At 41.5% G+C, this 21466-nt stretch carries 24 protein-coding genes; 15 read left to right on the top strand and 9 right to left on the bottom strand.

The features are described 5' to 3' along the window. The first annotated feature begins 129 nt into the window (after positions 1-129). The gene (locus tag WFY05_RS00765) at positions 130-2073 is read left to right on the top strand and encodes a protein-disulfide reductase DsbD family protein (RefSeq protein ID WP_340110801.1); all 1944 of its coding nucleotides are present in this window, start codon (positions 130-132) and stop codon (positions 2071-2073) included. Positions 2074-2161: 88 nt separating this feature from the next. Further along, positions 2162-2806, top strand: coding sequence for a cysteine hydrolase family protein (locus tag WFY05_RS00760; RefSeq protein ID WP_340110800.1), 645 nt, complete (start codon positions 2162-2164; stop codon positions 2804-2806). A 111-nt stretch (positions 2807-2917) separates the two neighbouring features. On the opposite strand, the gene WFY05_RS00755 is transcribed toward WFY05_RS00760, so the two are convergent. After that, positions 2918-4210 (bottom strand): aminotransferase class I/II-fold pyridoxal phosphate-dependent enzyme, encoded by a 1293-nt coding sequence (locus WFY05_RS00755; RefSeq protein ID WP_340110799.1) that lies wholly within the window; start codon positions 4208-4210, stop codon positions 2918-2920. Between the two features lie 198 nt (positions 4211-4408). Further along, on the bottom strand, positions 4409-4828 hold the full coding sequence (locus WFY05_RS00750; RefSeq protein WP_340110798.1) for a hypothetical protein: 420 nt from the start codon (positions 4826-4828) through the stop codon (positions 4409-4411). Positions 4829-4936: 108 nt separating this feature from the next. Here WFY05_RS00750 and WFY05_RS00745 point away from each other — a divergent pair, with 108 nt between their 5' ends. Continuing rightward, a complete protein-coding gene (locus WFY05_RS00745; protein WP_340110797.1) occupies positions 4937-5542 on the top strand; it encodes an HAD family hydrolase in 606 nt (201 codons plus the stop codon). On the opposite strand, the gene WFY05_RS00740 is transcribed toward WFY05_RS00745, so the two are convergent. Further along, on the bottom strand, positions 5543-7168 hold the full coding sequence (locus WFY05_RS00740) for a hypothetical protein (protein ID WP_340110796.1): 1626 nt from the start codon (positions 7166-7168) through the stop codon (positions 5543-5545). It abuts the gene before it with no gap. 18 nt (positions 7169-7186) lie between these two features. Continuing rightward, positions 7187-7894, bottom strand: a complete 708-nt coding sequence (locus tag WFY05_RS00735) for a hypothetical protein (protein ID WP_340110795.1) — start codon at positions 7892-7894, stop codon at positions 7187-7189. 137 nt (positions 7895-8031) lie between these two features. Here WFY05_RS00735 and uvrB point away from each other — a divergent pair, with 137 nt between their 5' ends. The 4 genes from uvrB to WFY05_RS00715 all read left to right on the top strand — a co-directional run bounded on the left by uvrB (position 8032) and on the right by WFY05_RS00715 (position 12161). After that, positions 8032-10077 (top strand): excinuclease ABC subunit UvrB, encoded by a 2046-nt coding sequence (gene uvrB / locus WFY05_RS00730; protein ID WP_340110794.1) that lies wholly within the window; start codon positions 8032-8034, stop codon positions 10075-10077. 119 nt (positions 10078-10196) lie between these two features. After that, a complete protein-coding gene (locus tag WFY05_RS00725) occupies positions 10197-10766 on the top strand; it encodes a Yip1 family protein (RefSeq protein ID WP_340110793.1) in 570 nt (189 codons plus the stop codon). 80 nt (positions 10767-10846) lie between these two features. Next, positions 10847-11308 (top strand): SsrA-binding protein SmpB, encoded by a 462-nt coding sequence (smpB, locus tag WFY05_RS00720; RefSeq protein WP_340110792.1) that lies wholly within the window; start codon positions 10847-10849, stop codon positions 11306-11308. Between the two features lie 40 nt (positions 11309-11348). Beyond that, entirely contained in the window at positions 11349-12161 is an 813-nt protein-coding gene (locus WFY05_RS00715; RefSeq protein ID WP_340110791.1) for a S1/P1 nuclease, read from the top strand. Between the two features lie 13 nt (positions 12162-12174). On the opposite strand, the gene WFY05_RS00710 is transcribed toward WFY05_RS00715, so the two are convergent. Further along, positions 12175-12897 carry a 3'-5' exonuclease gene (locus tag WFY05_RS00710; protein WP_340110790.1) on the bottom strand — a complete coding sequence of 241 codons (723 nt, stop codon included), beginning with the start codon at positions 12895-12897 and terminating at the stop codon, positions 12175-12177. After that, positions 12897-13511 carry a uridine kinase gene (gene udk / locus WFY05_RS00705; RefSeq protein ID WP_340110789.1) on the bottom strand — a complete coding sequence of 205 codons (615 nt, stop codon included), beginning with the start codon at positions 13509-13511 and terminating at the stop codon, positions 12897-12899. The genes WFY05_RS00710 and udk overlap by 1 nt, the downstream gene beginning before the upstream one ends. Positions 13512-13625: 114 nt before the next feature. On the opposite strand from udk, the gene WFY05_RS00700 reads away from it, so the two are divergent. The 8 genes from WFY05_RS00700 to WFY05_RS00665 all read left to right on the top strand — a co-directional run bounded on the left by WFY05_RS00700 (position 13626) and on the right by WFY05_RS00665 (position 19007). Next, a complete protein-coding gene (locus WFY05_RS00700) occupies positions 13626-13925 on the top strand; it encodes a Dabb family protein (RefSeq protein ID WP_340110788.1) in 300 nt (99 codons plus the stop codon). Between the two features lie 68 nt (positions 13926-13993). After that, positions 13994-14977: a type I phosphomannose isomerase catalytic subunit gene (locus WFY05_RS00695; RefSeq protein ID WP_340110787.1), complete on the top strand. Its 984-nt coding sequence runs from the start codon at positions 13994-13996 to the stop codon at positions 14975-14977. A gap of 45 nt (positions 14978-15022) precedes the next feature. Next, the gene (gene yihA / locus WFY05_RS00690; protein ID WP_340110786.1) at positions 15023-15619 is read left to right on the top strand and encodes a ribosome biogenesis GTP-binding protein YihA/YsxC; all 597 of its coding nucleotides are present in this window, start codon (positions 15023-15025) and stop codon (positions 15617-15619) included. Between the two features lie 103 nt (positions 15620-15722). Beyond that, positions 15723-16658, top strand: a complete 936-nt coding sequence (locus tag WFY05_RS00685) for a ribose-phosphate pyrophosphokinase (RefSeq protein ID WP_340110785.1) — start codon at positions 15723-15725, stop codon at positions 16656-16658. A 117-nt stretch (positions 16659-16775) separates the two neighbouring features. Further along, a complete protein-coding gene (locus tag WFY05_RS00680; protein WP_340110784.1) occupies positions 16776-17417 on the top strand; it encodes a 50S ribosomal protein L25/general stress protein Ctc in 642 nt (213 codons plus the stop codon). Between the two features lie 17 nt (positions 17418-17434). Then, positions 17435-17998: an aminoacyl-tRNA hydrolase gene (gene pth, locus WFY05_RS00675; RefSeq protein WP_340110783.1), complete on the top strand. Its 564-nt coding sequence runs from the start codon at positions 17435-17437 to the stop codon at positions 17996-17998. An 11-nt stretch (positions 17999-18009) separates the two neighbouring features. Further along, the gene (locus tag WFY05_RS00670) at positions 18010-18387 is read left to right on the top strand and encodes an RNA-binding S4 domain-containing protein (protein ID WP_340110782.1); all 378 of its coding nucleotides are present in this window, start codon (positions 18010-18012) and stop codon (positions 18385-18387) included. Positions 18388-18464: 77 nt separating this feature from the next. After that, complete coding sequence (locus WFY05_RS00665; RefSeq protein WP_340110781.1) at positions 18465-19007, top strand: DUF4924 family protein; 543 nt, start codon at positions 18465-18467, stop codon at positions 19005-19007. On the opposite strand, the gene WFY05_RS00660 is transcribed toward WFY05_RS00665, so the two are convergent. The 3 genes from WFY05_RS00660 to WFY05_RS00650 all read right to left on the bottom strand — a co-directional run bounded on the left by WFY05_RS00660 (position 18994) and on the right by WFY05_RS00650 (position 21412). Then, entirely contained in the window at positions 18994-19371 is a 378-nt protein-coding gene (locus tag WFY05_RS00660; RefSeq protein WP_340110780.1) for a thiol-disulfide oxidoreductase DCC family protein, read from the bottom strand. The two genes, WFY05_RS00665 and WFY05_RS00660, sit on opposite strands and share 14 nt — an antisense overlap. 64 nt (positions 19372-19435) lie before the next feature. After that, positions 19436-20863, bottom strand: a complete 1428-nt coding sequence (locus tag WFY05_RS00655) for a sulfatase family protein (RefSeq protein ID WP_340110779.1) — start codon at positions 20861-20863, stop codon at positions 19436-19438. 30 nt (positions 20864-20893) lie between these two features. Then, a complete protein-coding gene (locus WFY05_RS00650; protein ID WP_340110778.1) occupies positions 20894-21412 on the bottom strand; it encodes a PLDc N-terminal domain-containing protein in 519 nt (172 codons plus the stop codon). Between the last annotated feature and the right edge of the window lie 54 nt (positions 21413-21466).

Below are 21466 nucleotides of genomic sequence, written 5' to 3'. Positions count from 1 at the left end.
TCACCCAGGTTACAGTTTAATTTGTCTTATTGTTGAATATTTGCCACAAAACCTATTGGAATAGTTTTTGTTTATGAAAGCATCTAGATTTTTACATATGATATAAAATCATTTTACTTTTACAATGGTATGAAGAAAATAACTTTTGCAATTATTTTTATTGTTGCCTCGATACTTGTTCAGGCACAGATAGTTAATCCAACAAAGTGGTCCTTCGATTCAAAACAGGATGGACAGAACGTGGACTTGATCTTTGAGGCTAATATTGATGAAGGTTGGCATTTATACGATACTTACCTACCTGATGGTGGCCCCATTGCAACTACTTTTGTTTATGAGGATTCCACCTTGTTCGATTTTATGGGTGATATTCAGAAAGATCCGGTACCGGAGATACATTTCGACGAGACTTTTCAGTTGAATGTTGGTTATTTTGGCGGAAAAGCCATTCTTACACAGAAGATTAAACTTAAGTCTTCCGATCCGGTCGAGATTAAAGGCTACATACTTTTTATGAGTTGTAACGACGAGACTTGTACACCACCCGAGGAAGTGGAGTTTTCTTTTAAATTCAACCAGGATGGTGCAGGTGCAACAAACACAAAGGCAGAATCAGTTGTGTCTCAAAATTCTACAAGTTCTGGTTCGTCAAGTGGGCAAACACTCTGGTTGTTCATTCTTATATCAGCTTTGGCAGGATTTGCTGCCATTTTGACGCCATGCGTGTTTCCGATGATACCTATGACTGTTTCCTTTTTTATGCGGGGAAGTGATAACCGCGGAAAATCGATTCGTACAGGGGTGTTTTTTGGATTATCGATTGTTGGAATTTTTACCCTGCTGGGAGCACTGTTTTCGGTAGGTATTTTCGGACCCAATGTCGGGAGTATTCTTAGCACACACTGGATTCCAAATGTGTTGTTTTTTGCATTGTTTTTGGTATTTGCCATTTCTTTCTTCGGAGCCTTTGAAATTGTGTTGCCAAGCAGTTTGGTAAATAAAACCGATTCAAAAGCCGACAAAGGAGGAATGATCGGGGCATTTTTTATGGCTCTGACTACTGTAATTGTTTCTTTTTCTTGTACCGGTCCGTTTATCGGAGCATTGATTATTCAAGCTGTTCAGGACGGCGGAATGCGTCCTTTGCTTGGAATGTTTTTCTTTGGACTGGCTTTTGCAACACCATTTACTTTGCTTGCCATCTTCCCATCGGCGTTGAACAAATTGCCAAAATCAGGTGGTTGGTTAAACGCAATCAAAGTAGTGTTTGCGTTTATTTTGCTGGCGTTCGGACTCAAATTCCTGAGCAACATCGATCAGGTTTACGGTTTTGGTATTCTCAGTCGTGAAATTTACCTGGCTATCTGGGTGGTTATTTTCTTCCTTTTGGGAATGTATTTTCTTGGAAAAATCAAATTTTCGCACGATAGCGAATTACCGTATTTAGGCGTAGGACGTTTGTTCCTATCCATAATTACTTTCTCCTTCGTGATTTATCTCTCAACTGGTTTTTTGGGAGCTCCACTGGAAACGGTATCTGGATTGTTACCACCCGAATCTGAAGAAACCTACCATTCACCCAATAATATTGGTTCGGAAAGCATAAATAACGCTGATGAATTGTGCGGTACCCCAAAGTATGCTGATAAATTTCATTTACCGGAAGGTCTGGCAGGTTATTTCGATTTTGAGCAGGGACTAGCCTGTGCAAAACAACAGGAGAAACCGCTATTGGTGATATTTAAAGGGCACGCCTGCGCAAATTGTAAAAAAATGGAAGATACGGTTTGGGAAGATCCTGATGCGCTGAAGATCTTATCGGAAAAATATATTATTGTTGGTCTGTATACTGATGATCGAACAAAACTGGATAAAAGTGAATGGTACGTTTCTGATCTGGATGGCAAAGAAAAAACGACCATTGGAAAAAAGAACCTTGATTTGCTTATTTCAAAATACCACACAAACAGTATTCCTTACCACGTAATAATAGAACCTGACGGAACTGAACATACCATGGGGACAACATTTGAAGACAATGAGTTTAAAGCTTTTCTTAATTTAGGATTATAGCTATTAAGATATTGAAGTAATTATCCCGGAGCAATGTTCCGGGTTTTTTTGTGCCTTTTTTGCGGAGCTTTCGAAAACTCATAACTTTATGGAAAGAAGAACAGCCTTGATGATGCGAAAAGGATTATTGTTTTGGAATGTAGATACCCAGATTGATTTTATGGAGCCTGATGGAAAGCTTTACGCACCGGGAGCCGAAAAGATCAAGCCGGTTTTAAAGAAACTCACTGATTTAGCCACAGAAAATAAGATTCAGGTGGTGAATACGGCCGACTTTCATTACTCGAACTCAGCAGAACTTTCAGCTGATCCGGATTTTGTAAACACCTTTCCTGAGCATTGCATGGCTAATTCAAAAGGCGCCGGATATGTGGAAGAAACAGATCCTTCTGATCCGTTAATTTTCGACTGGGACAAAGAATACCTCGTCCTCGACGAAGTAAACTCGAAAAGAAATATTGTGATACGGAAAGATGCTTTTGATGTTTTTGCCGGAAGCCCGCATGCTGATAAAATCGTAGATTTGATATCACCGGAAAGAGTAGTGGTTTACGGTGTAACCACAAATGTTTGCGTCAATGATGCAGTAATTGGATTGGCTAAACGAGTGGATAAAGTTTATGTAGTTAAAGATGCGATAAAAGAACTTCCAAATATTCCCCTGCCTTTTGAGAGCTGGGAAAAGCTGGGAGTGAAGATGATCAAATTTAAGAATGTCAAAGAAATTATTTGATGTGCTATTTATTTAGTAACAGATTACTCACTTAGCTCGAAACGAGAATAAAAAAGAGCCGCTTTAGAACGAAGCGGCTCTTTCTCTGTCAACTGCGATTGAACGTTGTGACTATTTCTTACATTCTTTACAGGCATTGTAAATACCTTCGAACATTTCTTTAACATCGGCGGCAGCAACTGCTGAAAAGGCAATACGCAAAACGTTGCCGAGACTGATCAGTCCAATGCTGTATTTGTCGATCAGCACCTGACGTACTTCGTCGCCATTTAATCCTTCAGCCAGTTTTACACACATAAAATAACCCGAGTTATAAGGAAGTGCTTCAAAATATTCTTTGTATTTCTCATCTTGAAGCGTCTCTTTTACTGCATCGTAGCGTCTTTGCATGATGTTGTATTTTGTTACTTTCTGCTCGGCATATTCCTGGCTTTCGAAAGCTGCCAGCAACAGCGATTGCGAGATATTTGCGGCGTTCGAAATATTTCCGCGAATGGCTCCTGCCGTTTTCGATTCGAGCGCGCTATACAACTCGGCATCACCATTTTTAATGCCGTAGGTTACAAAACCAACACGGAATCCCCAGACATAATCTTCTTTGGTTGCACCGTCGACTTTAACTGCCAGTACATTTTCGTGCAGCTGACACAGTGAAGCAAAAATACTTTCTTTGGCAATTCCTGCTTCGTAAACCAATCCAAAGTAGGCATCATCGATAATGGTCACAATCTTATTTCCTTTTTCGGCAGCAGCTTTTATAATTTCAACAATCGAATTCTGTTCAGCTTCAGTTGGCGTGTAACCCGATGGGTTATTCGGGAAATTCAGGATAACCACTTTTTTGCCTATTCCGCCATCGTTTAACTTCGCTTCGAAAGCTTCAAGGTCGAATCCACCGTTTTTAAACAGGTTGAATTTGGTAATGGCAGCACCGTAAGCATTGGTGAGTGTAAGGTTATAATTTCCCCAGAACAGGTCCGGAACGATCACTTCGTCTTCCGGATTAAGGAACATGTAGCCGGCCATGCTGATCCCGTGGGTGAGCGCGTTGGTAACCACCGGCAAGCTCAGTACAACGTCTTTCAACGATGGATTTTTATCGTAGATCATATTTTTCCACTTGGCACGAATGTCCGGGCGACCAAAACTGGGCGCGTACGGAAAAACCAACGATGGATCGAGAGCAATTTTCGAAGCAATGGTTTCCAGGCGCATTGGGGTACCATCATCTTCAACTGCTGCACCGATGGTGGCATTGATCTTTGTTCCTTTCGCTTCGGCTGTCTGGCCTAAAATTCCTTTTTTGGGGAAGAAGATCTTTTTTCCCCTTTCTGAAAGTAATTCAAAAACAACCTGGCTTTTTTCTTCGATAATGCTGTTTAATTCAACGGCCTGTGGATTCATAATTTTTTTTGCTTTTTAGTCTGTTTTTAATCTAGTTCAAATTTAATGCAAGATAGAAAATAGAAAAATAGGAAGGCGGTTAGTGTTCACAAGTTGATTTTATTTTTGATAAAATGCTAACATATTAATTGAATTCAAACAGGATTAGTTTGAATTCTATAGATTCGCGGGCTTTGCATTGGCTGATGCAGAACTTTACTACACCATTCGCAAAGCTCCCACGACAACAAAGAAGCCTAGCAGTGCAACTAAGGCTGTAATAATTACCAGCGCATTGGTTCGTTTATGGTTTTTCCATTCGAGTAGAAATGTCGGAACAGCCAGTATTCCTGCAGCAAGAAAACCCCAGTAAGCAGGTAACAGACGAGCTTCAATCGGGGCCTCGTTAAGAATTTCGTCGTTAAGTTCTTCAGCAGCCACTTCTTCTGGAGTGAGAAAATTACCTGCCGCAAGGTAATCGCCCAACAAAACCACAAGGGCAAAAATACCCAGCAAAATAAAAATGGCTTCTCCACTCAGGCGAAAGACTTTTTTATGTTCTACCCAACCGTAAATTATCATACATAATGCGGCAAATACAATCCATTGCGGAAAGGTGTATAAAAATACCTGGCTCATTGAATTTTAATTTAGTAAGAACAAAGTTTAAAATTTTTGTGAAATTAAAAAGCATATTCCAATTCGGTTCAGGAAAAGTTTAATTTCGGTCTTTCTAAGAATAAAATGATGGAGAAACATTTGGAAATAGATAGCCGGGCAAAAGGATTGATTTTCGATTTGGATGGAACACTGGCGGATACCATGTCGGTGCACTTTCTCGCTTACAAAACGATTCTGGGCAAACACGGCGTTGATTATTCAGCTGATATATTTATGTCGCTGGCGGGAATACCTGCGGTTGGTTCGATTAAAAAAATCAATGAGATTTATGGAAAATCGCTTAATGCAGAAGAATTAGGTCATGCCAAGGAAGCCGAATACGAAAGAATAATGCATAAAATGAAGCCCATTGAACCGGTTGTTGAGTTGGTGAAAAAATATCACGGAAAACTACCCATGTCGGTGGGAACAGGAGGATATCGTCGTTTAGCCTGGAAAACCCTCGAGATTCTGGGGCTCGACAAATATTTCGACATACTTGTTGCGGCGGAAGATGTTGTGAACCACAAACCACACCCCGACACTTTTTTGCGCTGTGCCGAATTAATGGGCGTTGCACCCGGACATTGCCAGGTTTTTGAAGATGGCCAACCCGGCATGGAAGCCGCCAAAACAGCCGGTATGATGGCAACGTTGGTTACTGACTATTTCGACAATACCATCCGTATTTAATTACCAATTCAAATCGTCGCAAACGTCCTGTTCAAAAATGTGCTCAATCAGGATTTTTATTCTGCCGTCGTCGATGTATTCCGAAGTGATTTTAGAACTCGATGAATTAAGGTAATTGCCATTGGCATCAAATTCGGTACTAAATTCGTCATGTTCCCAATTGTCTTTCCACAAAAAGCGAATTTCGTAATCCTCGTTTTCTTTGGCCAAAACGTCTACAACACCGCCTTCCATATCAATGCCCTGCCACGGATCATTGCTGTTTTTGATCCGCATTTCGGCACTGTAAGTCGGTGCCAGTGCAATTGTTGGTTCATTCGAGCAATAAGCTTTCAGTACGATCAGGTATTCAATATAACCGTGTTCAGCTTCCACATCAACATCATAGTTTCCGCTGCAAAGGTTGTCGACAGAAAGCGAGCTGATTTCTTTGAAAGCCGGATTGTTGTTTCTGAAAACAATGGTTGCTGCCGAATTAGGAACATTTTCCATGGTAATGCTTTCGGGGAAAGTTCCTTTAAAGTTGGTGGTTTTTATTAACTGACCACCGGCATTGTAAATGTCCGCATCGATCGAGAAACTGGTTTTTGAATTCGAATTAAAATTAAGCGTACAACCTATTCCGCAAAGATCATCGACCGAAGCGCTTGCAAGTACATATGAAATGTCGAGGTTATAATGCTCCACCGGATCGGCTGAAATGTTCCAGGCTTCGTTAATTATTGAAGCAAAGCCAAACAGATCTGGAGTTGATGCTCCGGTGTAGGTACAGGTTTGTGTTATTTCCCCACCGTTTAAATCTTTTACGGTCCGGCCATCGATCGTTAGCCTTTCCAGGTTACCGATTTCCAACTTTTGAAAAAGTGCCACTTTTGATGTGCCATTTTGCAAGACTTTCTCGGTGGTTGCAGGAAATCCTGTTTTGAGGTCTAAAGTCAACTGAAGAAAACCGGATGGATTGCTCTGATAAGCTGTCATCATTTCATCGACACTGGAGAACAAGGTTTGTCCGCCGGCATCTTTAAAGTTGATCAAATCTTCCTTTAAAATGGAATAATTCACTTTGTAATCCTTTTCAACACCGGCTGACTTGGTCGTGCCAAATACCGAGAAAACAAAAGAATCGCCATCATCCTCACCATTAAGTACTTCTTCATCGCCACCGGAAACAGGAGCCAGATAAAGTTCAAATGTCTTTTTCCCATCAGTATTGATTTGAATGTTTTGTGCAAAGGCCTGGTAGTTTTCAACTTCAACATGAACGGTAAAATCAAGCGGAGAGCTTTCCGAGAATTCAACATACGGATCGGCGGTAAGCTCCAGCTGTCCATGCGATGTCTGGTGTTCCGGCTCTTTTTCTCCCGCAAATGTTAAAATGTCGTCGGCATTTGTACCGGTAAACCAAACGCGGGCTTCATCGGTAATTTGCTCATCGTTTGTTACATCGATAAGTTTGTAGGTCATTCGGGTAGTAAAGATGTTAAAGTCAACGATCAGAAGGTTAATATCTTCACCCGTTTCTTTATCTTTTAGCGGGTTATCAAACATATCGCCGCAGCCCGAAAACATAAAGATCAACACTAAGCTGTAAAGTACGTTTTTGTATTTATGAATTGTATTTTTCATGATTTGTGAAGTTAAAGGTTAGAAGATACGGTAGCCAAGATTAAGTTTTATAACGGGGTAAATTTTGTAAGCACTAAACTGATCGGAGAGGTACTCGGCCTGCCCCAGTGCAGGATCAGAGCTTGGTGATAATAACCCATCCGATTCTATTCTCATTTCGGGTGCTCCCATGTAATACAGGCCGGTTTCGAAGTTGAACGTTAGTCGTTTTTCTCTTCCCATAAAAGCCTGGTAACCCGCTCCGATGTATGGCGAGACTTTTAGTCCCGGTTCCATTTTCATATTGAATTCTCCGATATCTTCAGCCGGAATTGTAATATCGCCCAATTGGTAATCTTCAACAGCAACTCCCTGAAGCGTTGGATTAAATGAACTAAATATTATTCCGGTTGAGATGTAAAGGTTTTTGGTGTAACTAAAATCTCCCAGCAACAGAATCCCTCCGGTTTGATAATCGAGGCCGGCATTGTAATCAATACCGTTTTCGTCAAAATCGAAATTATAACTTAAATTCAACTTTTCGAATCCGGTTTTTAACGCAAACCAATTGTTAAATGCGTAGCGGGCATTAAAACCCCAACCGTTGGTGGAAGCATTTCCTCCGAGATAAAATCCGGTATAATCAGTAGGAGTGTACATGTTTTCGTACTGCTCGTCCTGTGCAAAGCTGTGTAAATGAACAGTTGTGAGCAGCAACAAAAAGATGAGGGTAGAAAAATTTTTCATTTCAATGTTGGTTGTAGTGAATTTAGTCGATTAAAATCACTTGTTATTTAATGGTTCATAACAAAAGTAGGAAAAAAAAGACATTCCGGTATTTGAATTGAATTAAATTTGCCCGCAAGAATCCCTATATTCGTGTGATGGATTTTAACGTAGTATCAGATTATCAACCAACCGGAGACCAACCTGAAGCGATTAAGCAACTGGTTGAGGGAATTACAAGCGGAGAGCGTTTTCAGACTTTACTTGGGGTGACCGGATCGGGAAAAACTTTTACCGTGGCCAATGTAATTAAAGAGGTTCAGCGTCCAACTTTGGTACTGAGTCACAACAAAACTCTGGCTGCCCAGCTTTATAGCGAGATGAAACAATTCTTCCCCAATAATGCAGTGGAATACTTTGTCTCGTATTACGATTATTATCAGCCCGAAGCCTATTTGCCAACCACTGATACTTACATTGAAAAAGATTTATCGATTAATGATGATATCGAAAAGTTGCGATTGAGTGCTACTTCGGCCTTGCTTTCCGGACGGCGAGATGTGGTAGTGGTCTCTTCTGTTTCTTGTTTATATGGTATCGGAAATCCCGAGGATTTTCACGCTAATGTAACTCACATAAAAGTAGGAGAGGAAGTGTCGCGCAATGCCATGCTGCATCAATTGGTCGATGCTTTATACTCGAGAAGCGAAGTGGATTTTCAGCGCGGAAATTTCCGGGTAAAAGGCGATACGGTTGATATTTACCCGGCTTATGCCGATGTGGCTTACCGGATTACATTTTGGGGCGATGAAATTGAGGAGATCAGTAGTTTTGATCCAATAGACGGGTTTACGATCGAAAGCATGGGTCAGATTACCATTTATCCCGCCAATATTTTTGTTACCACCAAATCGAGAATGAAATCGGCCATTCATACCATTCAGGATGACTTGGTAAAACAGGTGGAATTCTTTAAAGAAATTGGCAAGCCGCTTGAAGCCAAACGAATTTTGGAACGCACCGAATACGATATGGAAATGATGCGCGAACTTGGTTATTGTCCGGGGATCGAGAATTACTCGCGCTATTTCGACGGGAGGGCAGCAGGTACGCGTCCATTCTGTTTACTGGATTATTTTCCCGACGATTTTATAACCGTTATTGACGAGAGCCACGTTACCATTCCACAGATCCGTGCTATGTATGGAGGCGATAATTCTCGAAAAGTCAACCTGGTTGAATACGGATTCCGGCTACCGGCTGCAATTGACAACCGGCCGTTGAAATTTGAGGAATTTGAAAACCTGGTGAAACAGACGATTTATGTGAGTGCAACTCCGGCCGATTACGAACTGGCAAAATGCGAAGGTGTTGTAGTTGAGCAGATTATCCGACCGACCGGGTTGCTGGATCCGATCATCGATGTTCGACCCAGTATGAATCAGATCGATGATTTGATGCACGAAATCAACCTGAGAACCGAAAAAAATGAGCGGGTGCTGGTTACAACGCTTACCAAACGTATGGCAGAAGAGTTGTCGAAATACCTGCTGAATATGGGCGTGAAAACCCGTTATATTCATTCGGATGTGGATACCATGGAACGTATTGAAATTATGGAGCAACTTCGGAAAGGAGAATTCGATGTGCTGGTCGGAATCAACCTGCTTCGCGAGGGGCTCGACTTACCAGAAGTTTCACTGGTAGCCATTTTAGATGCCGATAAAGAGGGTTTTCTGCGTTCGGAACGATCGTTAACACAAACGGCAGGACGTGCTGCCCGTAACCTTAACGGGATGGTGATTATGTATGCTGATAAAATTACGGCTTCGATGCAAAAGACTATTGATTCGACCAATTACAGGCGTGAAAAGCAGCTAAAATATAACGAAGAAAACAACATCACTCCAAAGGCCATTGTAAAACCAACGCGCGAAATTATTGGTTACGAATACCGCAGCGACAAGCAGCCGGAGTACGAAGGTGGTTTGGGGCAACCTGATATAGCAGCTGACCCGGTCGTTCAGTACATGAGCATCGACGGATTGGAAAAAGCCATCGATAAAACTGAAAAACAGATGAAAGCTGCTGCCAAGGAGCTCGATTTTATTGAAGCCGCCCGACTGCGCGACGAAATGTTTGCCCTGCAAAATATACTTCAGGAACGAAAACGCGAAGCAGAAGCAAAGTCAAAACAGAACTAGAAACACAACTCCTTATTGGTCAAGGTTGATGAATTGCTTCGTTCAACCCGATGACACTGCACAATGAAAATTTTCCTAAATTTGATTTAAAGTGTAATTTTGCCGCAAAATAAGAGGGAATGGAATTTTCATTTTCGAACATTATTACGCAGGTTAAGGATTTGCTTTTCACACCGGGCGATTTTTGGAAAGCACAAAAAGAAAAAACCAAAAGCAGTAAATCTTTGTGGGTGGGTTACTTATTACCTATTCTTTTGGTTGTGGCTGTGGCGGTTTTTATTGGCGAGTTTTTTAAACGCACCGATTTTTTTATCGAATACCCTTTACTAAAAGCCGTTAGGGAGATCTTTCTTTTTGTGTTGCAATACTTCATCAGTGTGTTTTTTACGGCAGAACTAATGAAAACTTTTGGCGCCGAAAAACGGGTAGATATCGCACTGAAACTGGTAGTGTACTCCATGACGCCTTTATTACTGGTATCGATTGTTACCGGGCTTTTCCCGTTTTTATATGTACTCGATATTTTGGGTATGTACAGCTTTTACCTTTTTTGGGTCGGGGCAAAAGAATTGCTCACTTTTCCCAAGAATAAAGAAAACAGCTACATCCTGATCACCATAGTTGTAAACTTTTTTGTTTTCAGTTTTTTAAGCGTTCTTCTCTCAAAACTATTGAATGCTTACTATTAAAAAGAAATGATTATCAGCTTATTGGTGTAAGAATCTCAACAACTGCTCAATAGTGTTACACACTACTTAAATCAGAAAAAATGGCACATAATAATCAGCAAAATATCAACATTAAAAACCGCAAAGCAACTTTTGAATACGAGCTTGTTGAGCGTTTCGTGGCGGGTATTATGTTGGTGGGTACTGAAATAAAATCCATCAGAAATGGAAAAGTGAACCTCTCCGACTCGTATTGCCAGGTATACAACAGTCAGGTGTATGTAAAGAATCTTCATATTGCCGAATACGAAATGGGGAACCTCAACAACCACATCGCCAAACGCGACAGGAAATTACTTTTGAATAAGAAGGAAATCCAGAAGCTGGAAAAGAAAACAAAGGAGTCGGGATTGACCATTGTTCCGGTGCGTTTGTTTGTAAATGATCGCGGGCTGGCTAAACTCGAAATCGCACTGGCTAAAGGTAAAAAGCAGTACGATAAGCGTCAGAGCCTAAAAGCGAAAGAAGCCAAACGTGATATCGACAGGATGATGAAACATTAGTAGCTTGAAAATGTTATGGTCTAGTAAATTTCGAAAAACAATGAAGAAATATCAGAAAATTAAAGGATTATTGCTGGCATTCATTATTGCAGCTACTTTCAATTTTGAAGCTTTGGCATGGGGGAACACCGGACATCGTGCTGTTGCAGAAATTGCCAATCAACACATCAGCAAGTCGACCCAAAAGAAAATAGCAGCACTGCTTGGCGATGCTTATTTGCCGCTTTACGCCAATTATGCCGATAATGTGCGTTCTGAACATGACAATCCTCTGGCTCATGTTCCTCACTATGTAAATATGCCGCTCGATCAGACTTACGAGCAAGCCGAAAAAAATGAAGATGGTGATCTTGTCACGGTTTTCAACGATATGGTAAACACCTTAAAAGATGAGAATTCATCGAAAGAAGATAAAGCGGTTGCACTTAAATTTATCATTCATTTTGTAGCTGATGCCCATCAGCCTATGCATGTTGGTCTGGCAGAAGATTTAGGGGGGAACAGGGTAGATGTAAAATGGTTCTACGAAGATACCAACCTGCACCGTTTGTGGGACAGCGATATCATTAACAGTATCAACCTGAGTTATACCGAACTGGCTCGTTTTGCCGACACTCCAGCAACTGCGGAGGATGTAAAAGGTTTTGAAACCATTTCGGTTGTTGATTGGATCAATGAGACCCATACTTACACGAAGTTAATTTACGATAATCTTGGTGACAGAAATTACAGTTACGAATATTTGTACCAGTTTAGTCCGCTAGTATTGCAGCAAATTCAAAAGGCGGGATATCGTTTAGCCAATTTTCTCGACGATGTAATGAAAGATCTGAAAATTAAAGATCTGCAGTAAGTTCCTTAGAACATTAAACGCTTTCCAGGTTCTCGAAAGGAATAATTTTATCTCCTTTATATTTTAAAAGTAGGTTGGCTACCGCCAGCGTATCTTTTTCGCAGTACATAATTATGCGGTCGATGTCTTTATCTTCCCAGTAAACTTTTGCTACCTGGCTGCCGTCAATGTCGTCTTTCGGCGTTGGAATATTAAACAGTTCACACAACAGCGACAGCGAAGTATAGTGTTTGTAGTCGCCAAATTTCCAGAGTTGCAGCGTGTCGATCAGAACATCTTTTACTTCCCAGGGTTTTGCACCGGCAATGTCCAGCACTTTTGGCAAATTCAGATTATTAACCAGTGCACGGCGCGAAATGTATGGGAAGTCGAATTCCTGTCCGTTATGGGCACAAAGCCTGCGTTTACCCGCCTTGGCAAATTGTCCCAGTGCATTAAAAAAGTTTTGGATCAGTTCCTTCTCATCCTTATCGTAAAACGATTTTACCCGAAACCACGGCTCGCCATCTTTTTGTGTAACATAACCGGCCGAAATGCAGATTATTCTTCCAAATTCGGCGTAAATGCCGGCCCGGTCGTACAATTCTTCGGCAGGCTCACCATTATCGATCTGGAATTGCATTTTGCGCGCCCAAAGTTTTTGCCACTTTTCAGTGAGCTCGGTGTATTCGGGTGCCAGAGGAACGGTTTCTATATCCAGGAATAAGATCTCTTCGATGTTCAAATTGTGTAACATTACCGGTTAATTAAGGTTTGAAGAATATGATTTGTCAGAATTTGAATGGCAATTTTGTTCTTGCCTCCCTGCGGAACAATAATATCGGCGTACCTTTTTGTGGGTTCAATAAATTGCAGATGGCTCGGGCGAACGGTTTTTTCGTAACGATTAAGCACCTGACCCACATCACGGCCCCGCTCCTGAATGTCGCGCTGAATGACCCTCGAAAGCCGGATGTCGGAATCGCAGTCAACATAAACTTTTATGTCCATCAGATCGCGCAATGCTTTATTCGTCAGGCATAAAATTCCTTCGATGATCAAAACCTGTCGTGGCTCAACAGGGTGTGTTTCTTCCGAACGGGTACAGGTAATAAAAGAATACACGGGTTCATTGATGGCTTCTCCGCGCTGGAGTTTTTTTACATGATCGATCATCAGGTCGAACTCGATTGAATCGGGATGGTCGAAGTTCTTTTTACGTCGCTCTTCCAACGATAAATTACTGTTGTCGTAATAATACGAATCGTGCGAAAGAACAGCTACTTCTTCTCTCGAAAACTGCTCGCAGATTTTATTTACTACCGTGGTCTTTCCCGAACCGGTTCCGCCTGCTATGCCAATAATCAGCATGATCTTCTAATTAATTGTTATCTTTATTTTTCACGATTGGATAAGCCAAACAGAATGCTAAGAAAACACTAATTTCGTAGCTTTAAAAGTACAATTTACAAAAAATAGACAGCAATGATCAACCACGTGGTTCTTTTTAAGTTGAAGAAATACCAGAATTCGGAGAAAGAACAAATTTTGGCCGAACTGAAGCGAATGTTACTGGTTTTAAAAAATAAGATCCCGGAATTACAACATATCGAAGTGGGCGAAAACTATGAACTGGACGCCAAAAGTTTTGATCTGGCATTGATCACTCATTTTGATAGCGTTGAGGCGCTGGATGTCTATCGTGTCCATCCCGAACATCAGAAGGTGGTGGCCTATGTTGGCGAAGTTACAGAGGCCCGTGCAGCAGTAGATTTTGAATTTTAATTAAACCCTTCTGCTTTATTACTGTTCATTTTCTGAATAGCGTAAACAAAGAAATTAAGTAAAATACAATGAGCGAACTTTATCCCATCAAATTTAAACCCATATTTCACGAGAAGATCTGGGGAGGCAATCGCATGCGCAGCATACTGAATAAAGATTACGGCGATTTGCCAAACTGTGGCGAAAGCTGGGAATTGTCGGGTGTTGAAGGTAATATATCGGTGGTCGCCAACGGTTTCCTGACCGGAAACGACTTGAATGAATTGATCGAGATTTACATGGGCGACCTGGTTGGCGACAAAGTCTATGAAAAGTTTGGAAACGAATTCCCTCTGCTCATTAAATTTATCGATGCCCAGGACGATCTTTCCATTCAGGTGCATCCCAACGATAAGTTATCGAAAGAACGCCACAATGCCTACGGTAAAACCGAAATGTGGTACGTGGCCGGTGCCGAAAAAGGAGCGCTTATAAACTCGGGCTTTAACCAGGTGATGAACCGCGAAAAGTACCTCGAATATTTCAGTGCGGGCAAACTGACCGATCTTTTACATTACGATGAGGCAGAGGTGGGCGATGTGTTCTTTATTCCTGCGGGGCGCGTTCATGCCATTGGGAAAGGCTGTTTGGTAGCCGAAATTCAGCAAACATCAGATGTTACTTACCGGATTTTCGATTACAACCGAAAAGATGATCAGGGAAATGAGCGTGAACTTCATACTGACCTGGCACTCGATGCCATTGATTTTACATATGCCAGTGAATACAAAACTCCCTACGAAACCCAGGCCAATGTACCCACCGAATTGGTGAGTTGTCCGTATTTTACCACGAACATTATTGAGTTTAATAAAGAACTGGACAAAGAATACAACGAGTTGGATTCATTTGTGATTTACATGACGCTGGAAGGAAGTTTCGAAATAAAAACGGAGAATGGAGCGGAAACAGCCGAAATGGGTGAAACTGTTCTGGTTCCGGCCAGCATTGAATCAGTGCAGCTTAAACCACGCAGCGAAAAAGTAAAAATCCTGGAAGTTTACATCAAGTAGGAGATAATTCCTTAACTTCAGAAATCATACAAAATCAATTTTTTGATGGAGATAAAAGAAGCTCAGTTCTTAATGAGTAATACTGAAGTAGAAAAGTGTCCGGCGCCCAACAAACCGGAATATGCATTTATTGGCCGCTCGAATGTTGGAAAGTCGTCGCTGATAAATATGCTCACCAATAAAAAGTCATTGGCAAAAATTTCGGGCAAACCGGGAAAAACACGTCTGCTAAATCATTTCCTTATTAACAAGGATTGGTACCTGGTTGATTTGCCCGGATATGGTTACGCCAAAGTGCCCAAGGCCGAACGCCTGAAATGGGAGAAAATGCTTCAAAATTACATCCTGAAACGCGAGAACCTTTACTGTTTGTTTGTGCTTATCGATGCACGACATCCGGCACAGCAAGTTGATCTGGAGTTTATGGAATGGCTGGGCACTAGCGAAATTCCATTCACTATTGTATTTACAAAAGCCGACAAACTAAATCCCAGGGAACTGGAAGCAAACCTGAAAGCTTACGAAAAAAAAATGTTTGAAACCTGGGAAACCATGCCCGGCTATTTTGTTTCATCAGCTGAAACAGGTGCCGGCAAGGAAGAAATACTTGCATTTATCGACGACGTGAATAAAAATCCGTAACACGTTTGTTTTTATTCGTTCTATTGGATATTTTGGAGACGATATCACTCAAAGTTTTAACTTTGCAGCATAAACCTACATCGTAATCTTAAGGAAAATTTGAATGAAGACTCACCCGCTTAAAATTTTTACAGGAAGAAATTCAAGGTATTTGACAGAAAAAATTTGCGACAGCCTGGATGTCGATCTTGGTCATTCGTCGTGTCCGGTTTTTGCCGATGGCGAATTTGAACCTTGCTACGAAGAAACCATCCGCGGATCGCATGTTTTTATTGTCCAGTCGACGCCGCCACCTGCCGACAACCTCCTTGAATTGCTGCTTATGATCGATGCGGCCAAGCGTGCCAGCGCCTATAAAGTAATTGCAGTTATTCCGTATTTTGGCTATGCGCGCCAAGACCGCAAGGACAAACCGCGTGTTTCGATTGGTGCCAAACTGGTGGCCGATTTGTTATCAGTAGCCGGAATCGATCGTTTAATTACGATGGATCTGCATGCCGATCAGATTCAGGGATTCTTTGATGTTCCGGTGGATCATTTGTATGCTTCCACTTTATTTGTTCCTTTCATCGAAAAAATGGGACTGAAAGATGTGGTAATTGCTTCACCTGATGTAGGTGGTACGAAACGAGCCAATACTTACGCTAAAATGTTAGATACAGGCATCGTTATCTGCCATAAAACAAGGGCGCGTCCCAACGAGGTTGGAAACATGACTGTAATTGGTGATGTGGAAGGACGAGATGTGATAATTGTTGACGATATGATCGATACGGCGGGTACGATCACAAAAGCAGCCAACCTGATGAAGAAAAAGGGAGCCCGCAGTGTTCGTGCATTTGCTGCTCACGGTGTACTGTCAGGACCGGCGGTTGAACGCATTGAAAAATCGGAGTTGGAAGCTGTTTATTTTACCGACTCGATCAAGTCGAAAATCGAGAGTTCGAAAATCAATTATATCTCAACTGCCGATGCATTCGCAGAGGCCATAAAACGGGTGTATAAAAATCAGTCAATAAGTTCGTTATATTATAAATAATTTATATTTTTGCACCGCTTTTTCCATAAGCAGAGGCATTAATAATGTGCATGCTGTTTGCCCTGTCAGCCGATGGGGAGGACTGAGTACCATATTTATTAACAAAAATTATTTGAAATGAAGTCAGTTACGATTAAAGGGGAACCACGTACTTCCCTCGGCAAAAAAGAAGCTAAAAAACTTCGTGCAGCCGAAAAAGCTCCGGCCGTTTTATACGGAGGCGGCGAAACCACCCACTTTTCAGTAGATTTTTCAGAACTCAGACAATTGATTTATACGCCAAGTGTATACCTCATTAATATTGAGCTGGACGGAAAAACACACACCGCCATCATGCAGGATATGCAATGGCATCCGGTTGATGAAGTTGTGATGCATGTCGATTTCCTGGAAATCAGCGATGATAAAACTGTAAAAATCGAACTTCCGATTAAAATTATTGGACAGGCAGAAGGTACTAAATCAGGTGGTAAACTGAGTATGAACCAACGTCGTTTAAAAGTTAAAGCCTTACCGGGCGACCTGCCTGATGTAATCGAAATTGATGTTACCAAACTGATTTTGGGACAAAGCATCAAGGTAGCTGATTTGAATGTGGAGAATGTTGAATTCCTGGACCCACAATCGAATGTTATTGTAAGCGTAATTACTACAAGGGCCGCTCGTTCGGCTGCAGGTATGGAATTGCCTGAAGATATGGAGGAAGAAGGAACTGAAGAAGGAGCTGAAGAAGGAGCTGAAGAAACCAGCGAAGAATAATCTAAAAATACATTTGTGTGAAGTACTTAATTGCCGGTCTCGGTAATATAGGATCAGAATACAAAAATACTCGCCATAATATTGGCTTTCAAATATTGGACGCACTCGCTGAGGCGTCCAATATTAGTTTTAACGATAAGCGTTATGGATTTGTAGCCGAATACAAATTTAAGGCGCGTAGTTTTATTTTGCTTAAGCCAAGCACTTACATGAACCTCAGCGGAAGGGCTGTGAATTACTGGTTGCAAAAGGAAAAGATCGATATCAAAAATCTTTTGGTGTTGGTTGATGATATCGCGCTTCCTTTCGGAACCCTAAGGGTGCGGGCTAAAGGTGGTGCCGGTGGTCATAACGGACTGGAAAACATCAACCAAGTGCTGGGCCGTAATGATTATGCCCGTCTCCGCTTCGGTATTGGCGACGATTTTCATAAAGGTTACCAGGTGAACTATGTGCTGGGTGAATGGAGCAGGGAAGAAGAAAAAGAATTACCTTTTAAAATCGACGATAGCATCGAAATCATAAAAAGCTTCGGAACGATAGGTGTTGAGCGCACCATGAACTTTCATAACAAAAGATAGTTGTTGTATTTATGGCTGATGGAGTTCGCATTGATAAATGGTTATGGGCGGTTCGTATATTTAAGACGCGCAGTCAGGCGACCGAAGCCTGCAAAAAAGGACACGTAACGATCGGCGATATTGCAGTGAAAGCATCGCGTGATGTTCATGTAGGGGAAGTGGTTAAAGTGCGAAAATTGCAAATAACACGCAGCTTTAAAGTGCGGGCTTTGTCGGGAAAAAGAATGGGAGCCAAATTGGTAACTGCCTATTTGGAGGACATTACGCCTACTGAGGAACTGAAAGTGCTGGAAATGCAAAAACACATGCGCTGGAGCCAGCGCGCCAAAGGAACTGGCCGGCCAACAAAAAAAGACCGTCGCGACCTGGACGAATTTTTTGATTGGTAAAAGCACGGCGGCCTGCTGCTGAAATGTGACAATTAATCGAACTTTAAACTTGTACAGTAAACTTTAAACTCATTTGTATGCTGATAGCGAAACAAAAAAGAAAAGAGAATTTAGCTGAATACATTTTATACCTCTACCAGATTGAAGACCTGATCAGGGCGTTCAAACTCGATATGGAACTGATTGAACAACGCCTGGTGAACAGTTACGATGCCGATGACAAAACAAAGGCAGAAATCACGGATTGGTACGCCAACCTGGTGCTCATGATGGAGAGAGAACAGATCAGGGAAAAAGGACACTTACAGTTCATTGATAACCTGAAAAATGATTTGAATGATTTCCATATGAAGCTGATGGAAACGAAACAGGACGGAGTGTATGTGCAAACATTTCAGGCGGTAGCGGGTTTGTTAACCGAATTAAGGCAGAAAAATCCGCAGGCCAAAAACGATGTCGATTTGGGAATTACTTCCATCTATGGTTTTCTGCTTTTGAAAATGCAAAAAAAGACGGTGACCGATGCCACCACCGATGCCATCAGGCGCATCAGTCAATGGCTGAGTGCACTTTCGAAAATATACCGCGACTTCGAAACCGGTGAGTTTAGTTTTGAATAATTCGGCAGGTTTCACGTTTCCCAAACCATCGGTAACGGTTTCTTGCAATCCATCGGTAAATCCCATTTCTTATCTTTTTCGGAATAATCCTCAAAACAGGTGACCATTTCAATGGCCAGGGTAACAATTGGCCGATTTCAATGGCTGCGTCCGATTCAATAAAAACCTTTTCGTTTTTAATTAGTATCACCGAATCAGTTTCTTTGGGAATTTGATGATGTTCAACGAGTAGTTTCCCCTCGTCCGATTGCAGGGAAACGTAACGAAACAATTTATCCTTATCCCGCTTAAGAATGAAATTGATGGAAGCATTGCATAGGTTGCAAATACCATCAAATAATATCACCGGTTTTTTTTGTTCCACACTAGCATAACAAACCGCATTGCCAGGTGTTGACGAAAATCCGATTTTTTAGCTGGAGTCGTGCTTAAAAGTAATCGGGGAAATAAACGTGCAGATTCAGTGTATCATCCATCGCTTTCTGCTGCGCCTTTAATCTCGATATTAGTTCAAGTTTTGTTTCCTTCATTGCTGGATCATCAAACAAATCGTGCATTTCCTGCGGATCGTTCTTCAGATCGAATAATAACATTTTTCTTGCCCTCGGGTAAACAATCAATTTGTATTTATCGGTTCTTACCATGCGCTGGAAATTAATATACGCACCATAAATTTCAGTATAAAAGCTTTCAGATTTCTTCTTATTGATCAGGGGCAATAAGCTGTTAAATTCAACATACTCCGGTTTATCAACTCCGGCCAAATCAAATGTGGTTGCCATAATATCCTGAAGATAGACCTGCATTTCGCGTTGTTCATTTTCAGGAATATCGGGTCCGACTACAATCAGGGGAACCCGCATACTATGATCGTACATGCTTTGCTTACCAACAAGTCCGTGGTGCCCAACCGAAAGCCCGTGATCGGCACTAAACAGAATGTAGGTGTTTTTGTCCTGGCCGCTTTCCCTTAAATAGGCCAGTATTCGCCCGATCTGTTCATCCAAATGGGTAATTATAGCGTAGTATTCCTGCCGGTGTGTTTGAATCGAATATTTCGTTCGTGGAAATGGTGCCAGTCGTTCATCGCGTAAATCTTCACCACATCCCATGTCGTCTTTATAAGGATAAAGTTCAAGAAAATTATTGGGTACCTTTATTTGTTCAACCGGATACATGTCCACAAATTTTTTGGGCGATTGTCGCGGATCGTGCGGAGCGTTAAAAGCCAGGTACATAAAAAAAGGATGCTCGCTCGATTTTGCCAGATCCAGAAAATCAATGGCATTGTCGCCAACCACTTCTGTCCAGTGTTTTCCTCCCTGCCAGTATCCACCGTATTTGGTATGCCACGGAAGCCAGGTTGTATCGCTCCTCGATTGAGGCCTGTTGTAGGCTTCCGGAACCGAAGACGGCATTCCGGGGCGGATATCACGCACATGGTTAAAAAGACTGTCAGCAGGTATCGAAATGTGCCACTTTCCGGTCATATAAGTTTCGTATCCTGCATTACCGAGTTCTAAACTCCAAAACTGGTTCCGGTTTTTCATTTCGTTGTAGTTCGTTTGTGCTGATTTTGCCCGCCACAGAAACCTTCCGGTATTCAACATGGCACGGCTGGCCACACAAACTGCACCGTTCCATCCTCCCATATTGTAGGTATGGGTGAAGGTCACACCTTCTTCAGCAAGCTGATCAAGGTTGGGCGTATTAACTTCAATGTTTCCGTTAAAATGCACGGCTTCGTAACTCAAATCGTCGGCAAAAATAAACAGGATGTTGGGGCGTTCAATTTCTTTTTTCTGGCAACTAATTAGTAGAAATAGAATAGCCAGAGCAGAATAAAAGTATCTCATTTTATTGGGTCAGGTTTATTTGTACCAAGGTTACCATTTTTTCATTAAATAAAAAATGATGGTTCCTACAATGGGGAAAACAATCACGAATATGATCCAAAATACTTTCTCATTCGCTTCAGGTTTATCAGATTTTACAATTCTGATGATCGTGAGCACCCAAAGTACAATAATTCCCAAAATGAATAAAACCAGGGAAAACGGGAGGAATGTCACAAAAAAGTTTGCAGCTAGATTATTTGTACGCCAATATTCGGGTTGAAGGTTTTTGTTTTTAGTTTGTTGTGTGAGCTTTTCAAGATTACTGTCTAATTCCTTTAAGTTTTGAACAGGAATAACATAATCTGCGATTCGTCTTTTGTTCTTATACGGCCCCGGATGAACGGATGTAAAAATCAGGACTTCCTTATCGTTTAGAATCAGAACTTTTTTTACCTCTTCATTTGGAACAATTTCATTTTCGAAAGTTTCGAACGTAATTCTCTGCGGTGTGTCAGAACAAGCTGAAAGACTGATAATGAAAATAAGTAAGAGGATTCTTTTCATCATTAGGTGAAGTTTTTATGAATACAAAATAATGATCGAAGAGGACTTCTGCTGAGT

The sequence above is a fragment of the Maribellus mangrovi genome, from assembly GCF_037646455.1.
GTDB lineage: Bacteria > Bacteroidota > Bacteroidia > Bacteroidales > Prolixibacteraceae > Draconibacterium > Draconibacterium mangrovi_A.
Note: the sequence above shows the minus strand (reverse complement) of the source record. Positions and strands in the feature narration are given on the sequence as shown.

Coding starts and splice junctions, on each gene's coding strand:
- WFY05_RS00765 (WP_340110801.1), top strand. CDS start 130: ATGAAGAAAATAACTTTTGCAATTATTTTTATTGTTGCCTCGATACTT.
- WFY05_RS00760 (WP_340110800.1), top strand. CDS start 2,162: ATGGAAAGAAGAACAGCCTTGATGATGCGAAAAGGATTATTGTTTTGG.
- WFY05_RS00755 (WP_340110799.1), bottom strand. CDS start 4,210: ATGAATCCACAGGCCGTTGAATTAAACAGCATTATCGAAGAAAAAAGC.
- WFY05_RS00750 (WP_340110798.1), bottom strand. CDS start 4,828: ATGAGCCAGGTATTTTTATACACCTTTCCGCAATGGATTGTATTTGCC.
- WFY05_RS00745 (WP_340110797.1), top strand. CDS start 4,937: ATGGAGAAACATTTGGAAATAGATAGCCGGGCAAAAGGATTGATTTTC.
- WFY05_RS00740 (WP_340110796.1), bottom strand. CDS start 7,168: ATGAAAAATACAATTCATAAATACAAAAACGTACTTTACAGCTTAGTG.
- WFY05_RS00735 (WP_340110795.1), bottom strand. CDS start 7,894: ATGAAAAATTTTTCTACCCTCATCTTTTTGTTGCTGCTCACAACTGTT.
- uvrB (WP_340110794.1), top strand. CDS start 8,032: ATGGATTTTAACGTAGTATCAGATTATCAACCAACCGGAGACCAACCT.
- WFY05_RS00725 (WP_340110793.1), top strand. CDS start 10,197: ATGGAATTTTCATTTTCGAACATTATTACGCAGGTTAAGGATTTGCTT.
- smpB (WP_340110792.1), top strand. CDS start 10,847: ATGGCACATAATAATCAGCAAAATATCAACATTAAAAACCGCAAAGCA.
- WFY05_RS00715 (WP_340110791.1), top strand. CDS start 11,349: ATGAAGAAATATCAGAAAATTAAAGGATTATTGCTGGCATTCATTATT.
- WFY05_RS00710 (WP_340110790.1), bottom strand. CDS start 12,897: ATGTTACACAATTTGAACATCGAAGAGATCTTATTCCTGGATATAGAA.
- udk (WP_340110789.1), bottom strand. CDS start 13,511: ATGCTGATTATTGGCATAGCAGGCGGAACCGGTTCGGGAAAGACCACG.
- WFY05_RS00700 (WP_340110788.1), top strand. CDS start 13,626: ATGATCAACCACGTGGTTCTTTTTAAGTTGAAGAAATACCAGAATTCG.
- WFY05_RS00695 (WP_340110787.1), top strand. CDS start 13,994: ATGAGCGAACTTTATCCCATCAAATTTAAACCCATATTTCACGAGAAG.
- yihA (WP_340110786.1), top strand. CDS start 15,023: ATGGAGATAAAAGAAGCTCAGTTCTTAATGAGTAATACTGAAGTAGAA.
- WFY05_RS00685 (WP_340110785.1), top strand. CDS start 15,723: ATGAAGACTCACCCGCTTAAAATTTTTACAGGAAGAAATTCAAGGTAT.
- WFY05_RS00680 (WP_340110784.1), top strand. CDS start 16,776: ATGAAGTCAGTTACGATTAAAGGGGAACCACGTACTTCCCTCGGCAAA.
- WFY05_RS00670 (WP_340110782.1), top strand. CDS start 18,010: ATGGCTGATGGAGTTCGCATTGATAAATGGTTATGGGCGGTTCGTATA.
- WFY05_RS00665 (WP_340110781.1), top strand. CDS start 18,465: ATGCTGATAGCGAAACAAAAAAGAAAAGAGAATTTAGCTGAATACATT.
- WFY05_RS00655 (WP_340110779.1), bottom strand. CDS start 20,863: ATGAGATACTTTTATTCTGCTCTGGCTATTCTATTTCTACTAATTAGT.
- WFY05_RS00650 (WP_340110778.1), bottom strand. CDS start 21,412: ATGATGAAAAGAATCCTCTTACTTATTTTCATTATCAGTCTTTCAGCT.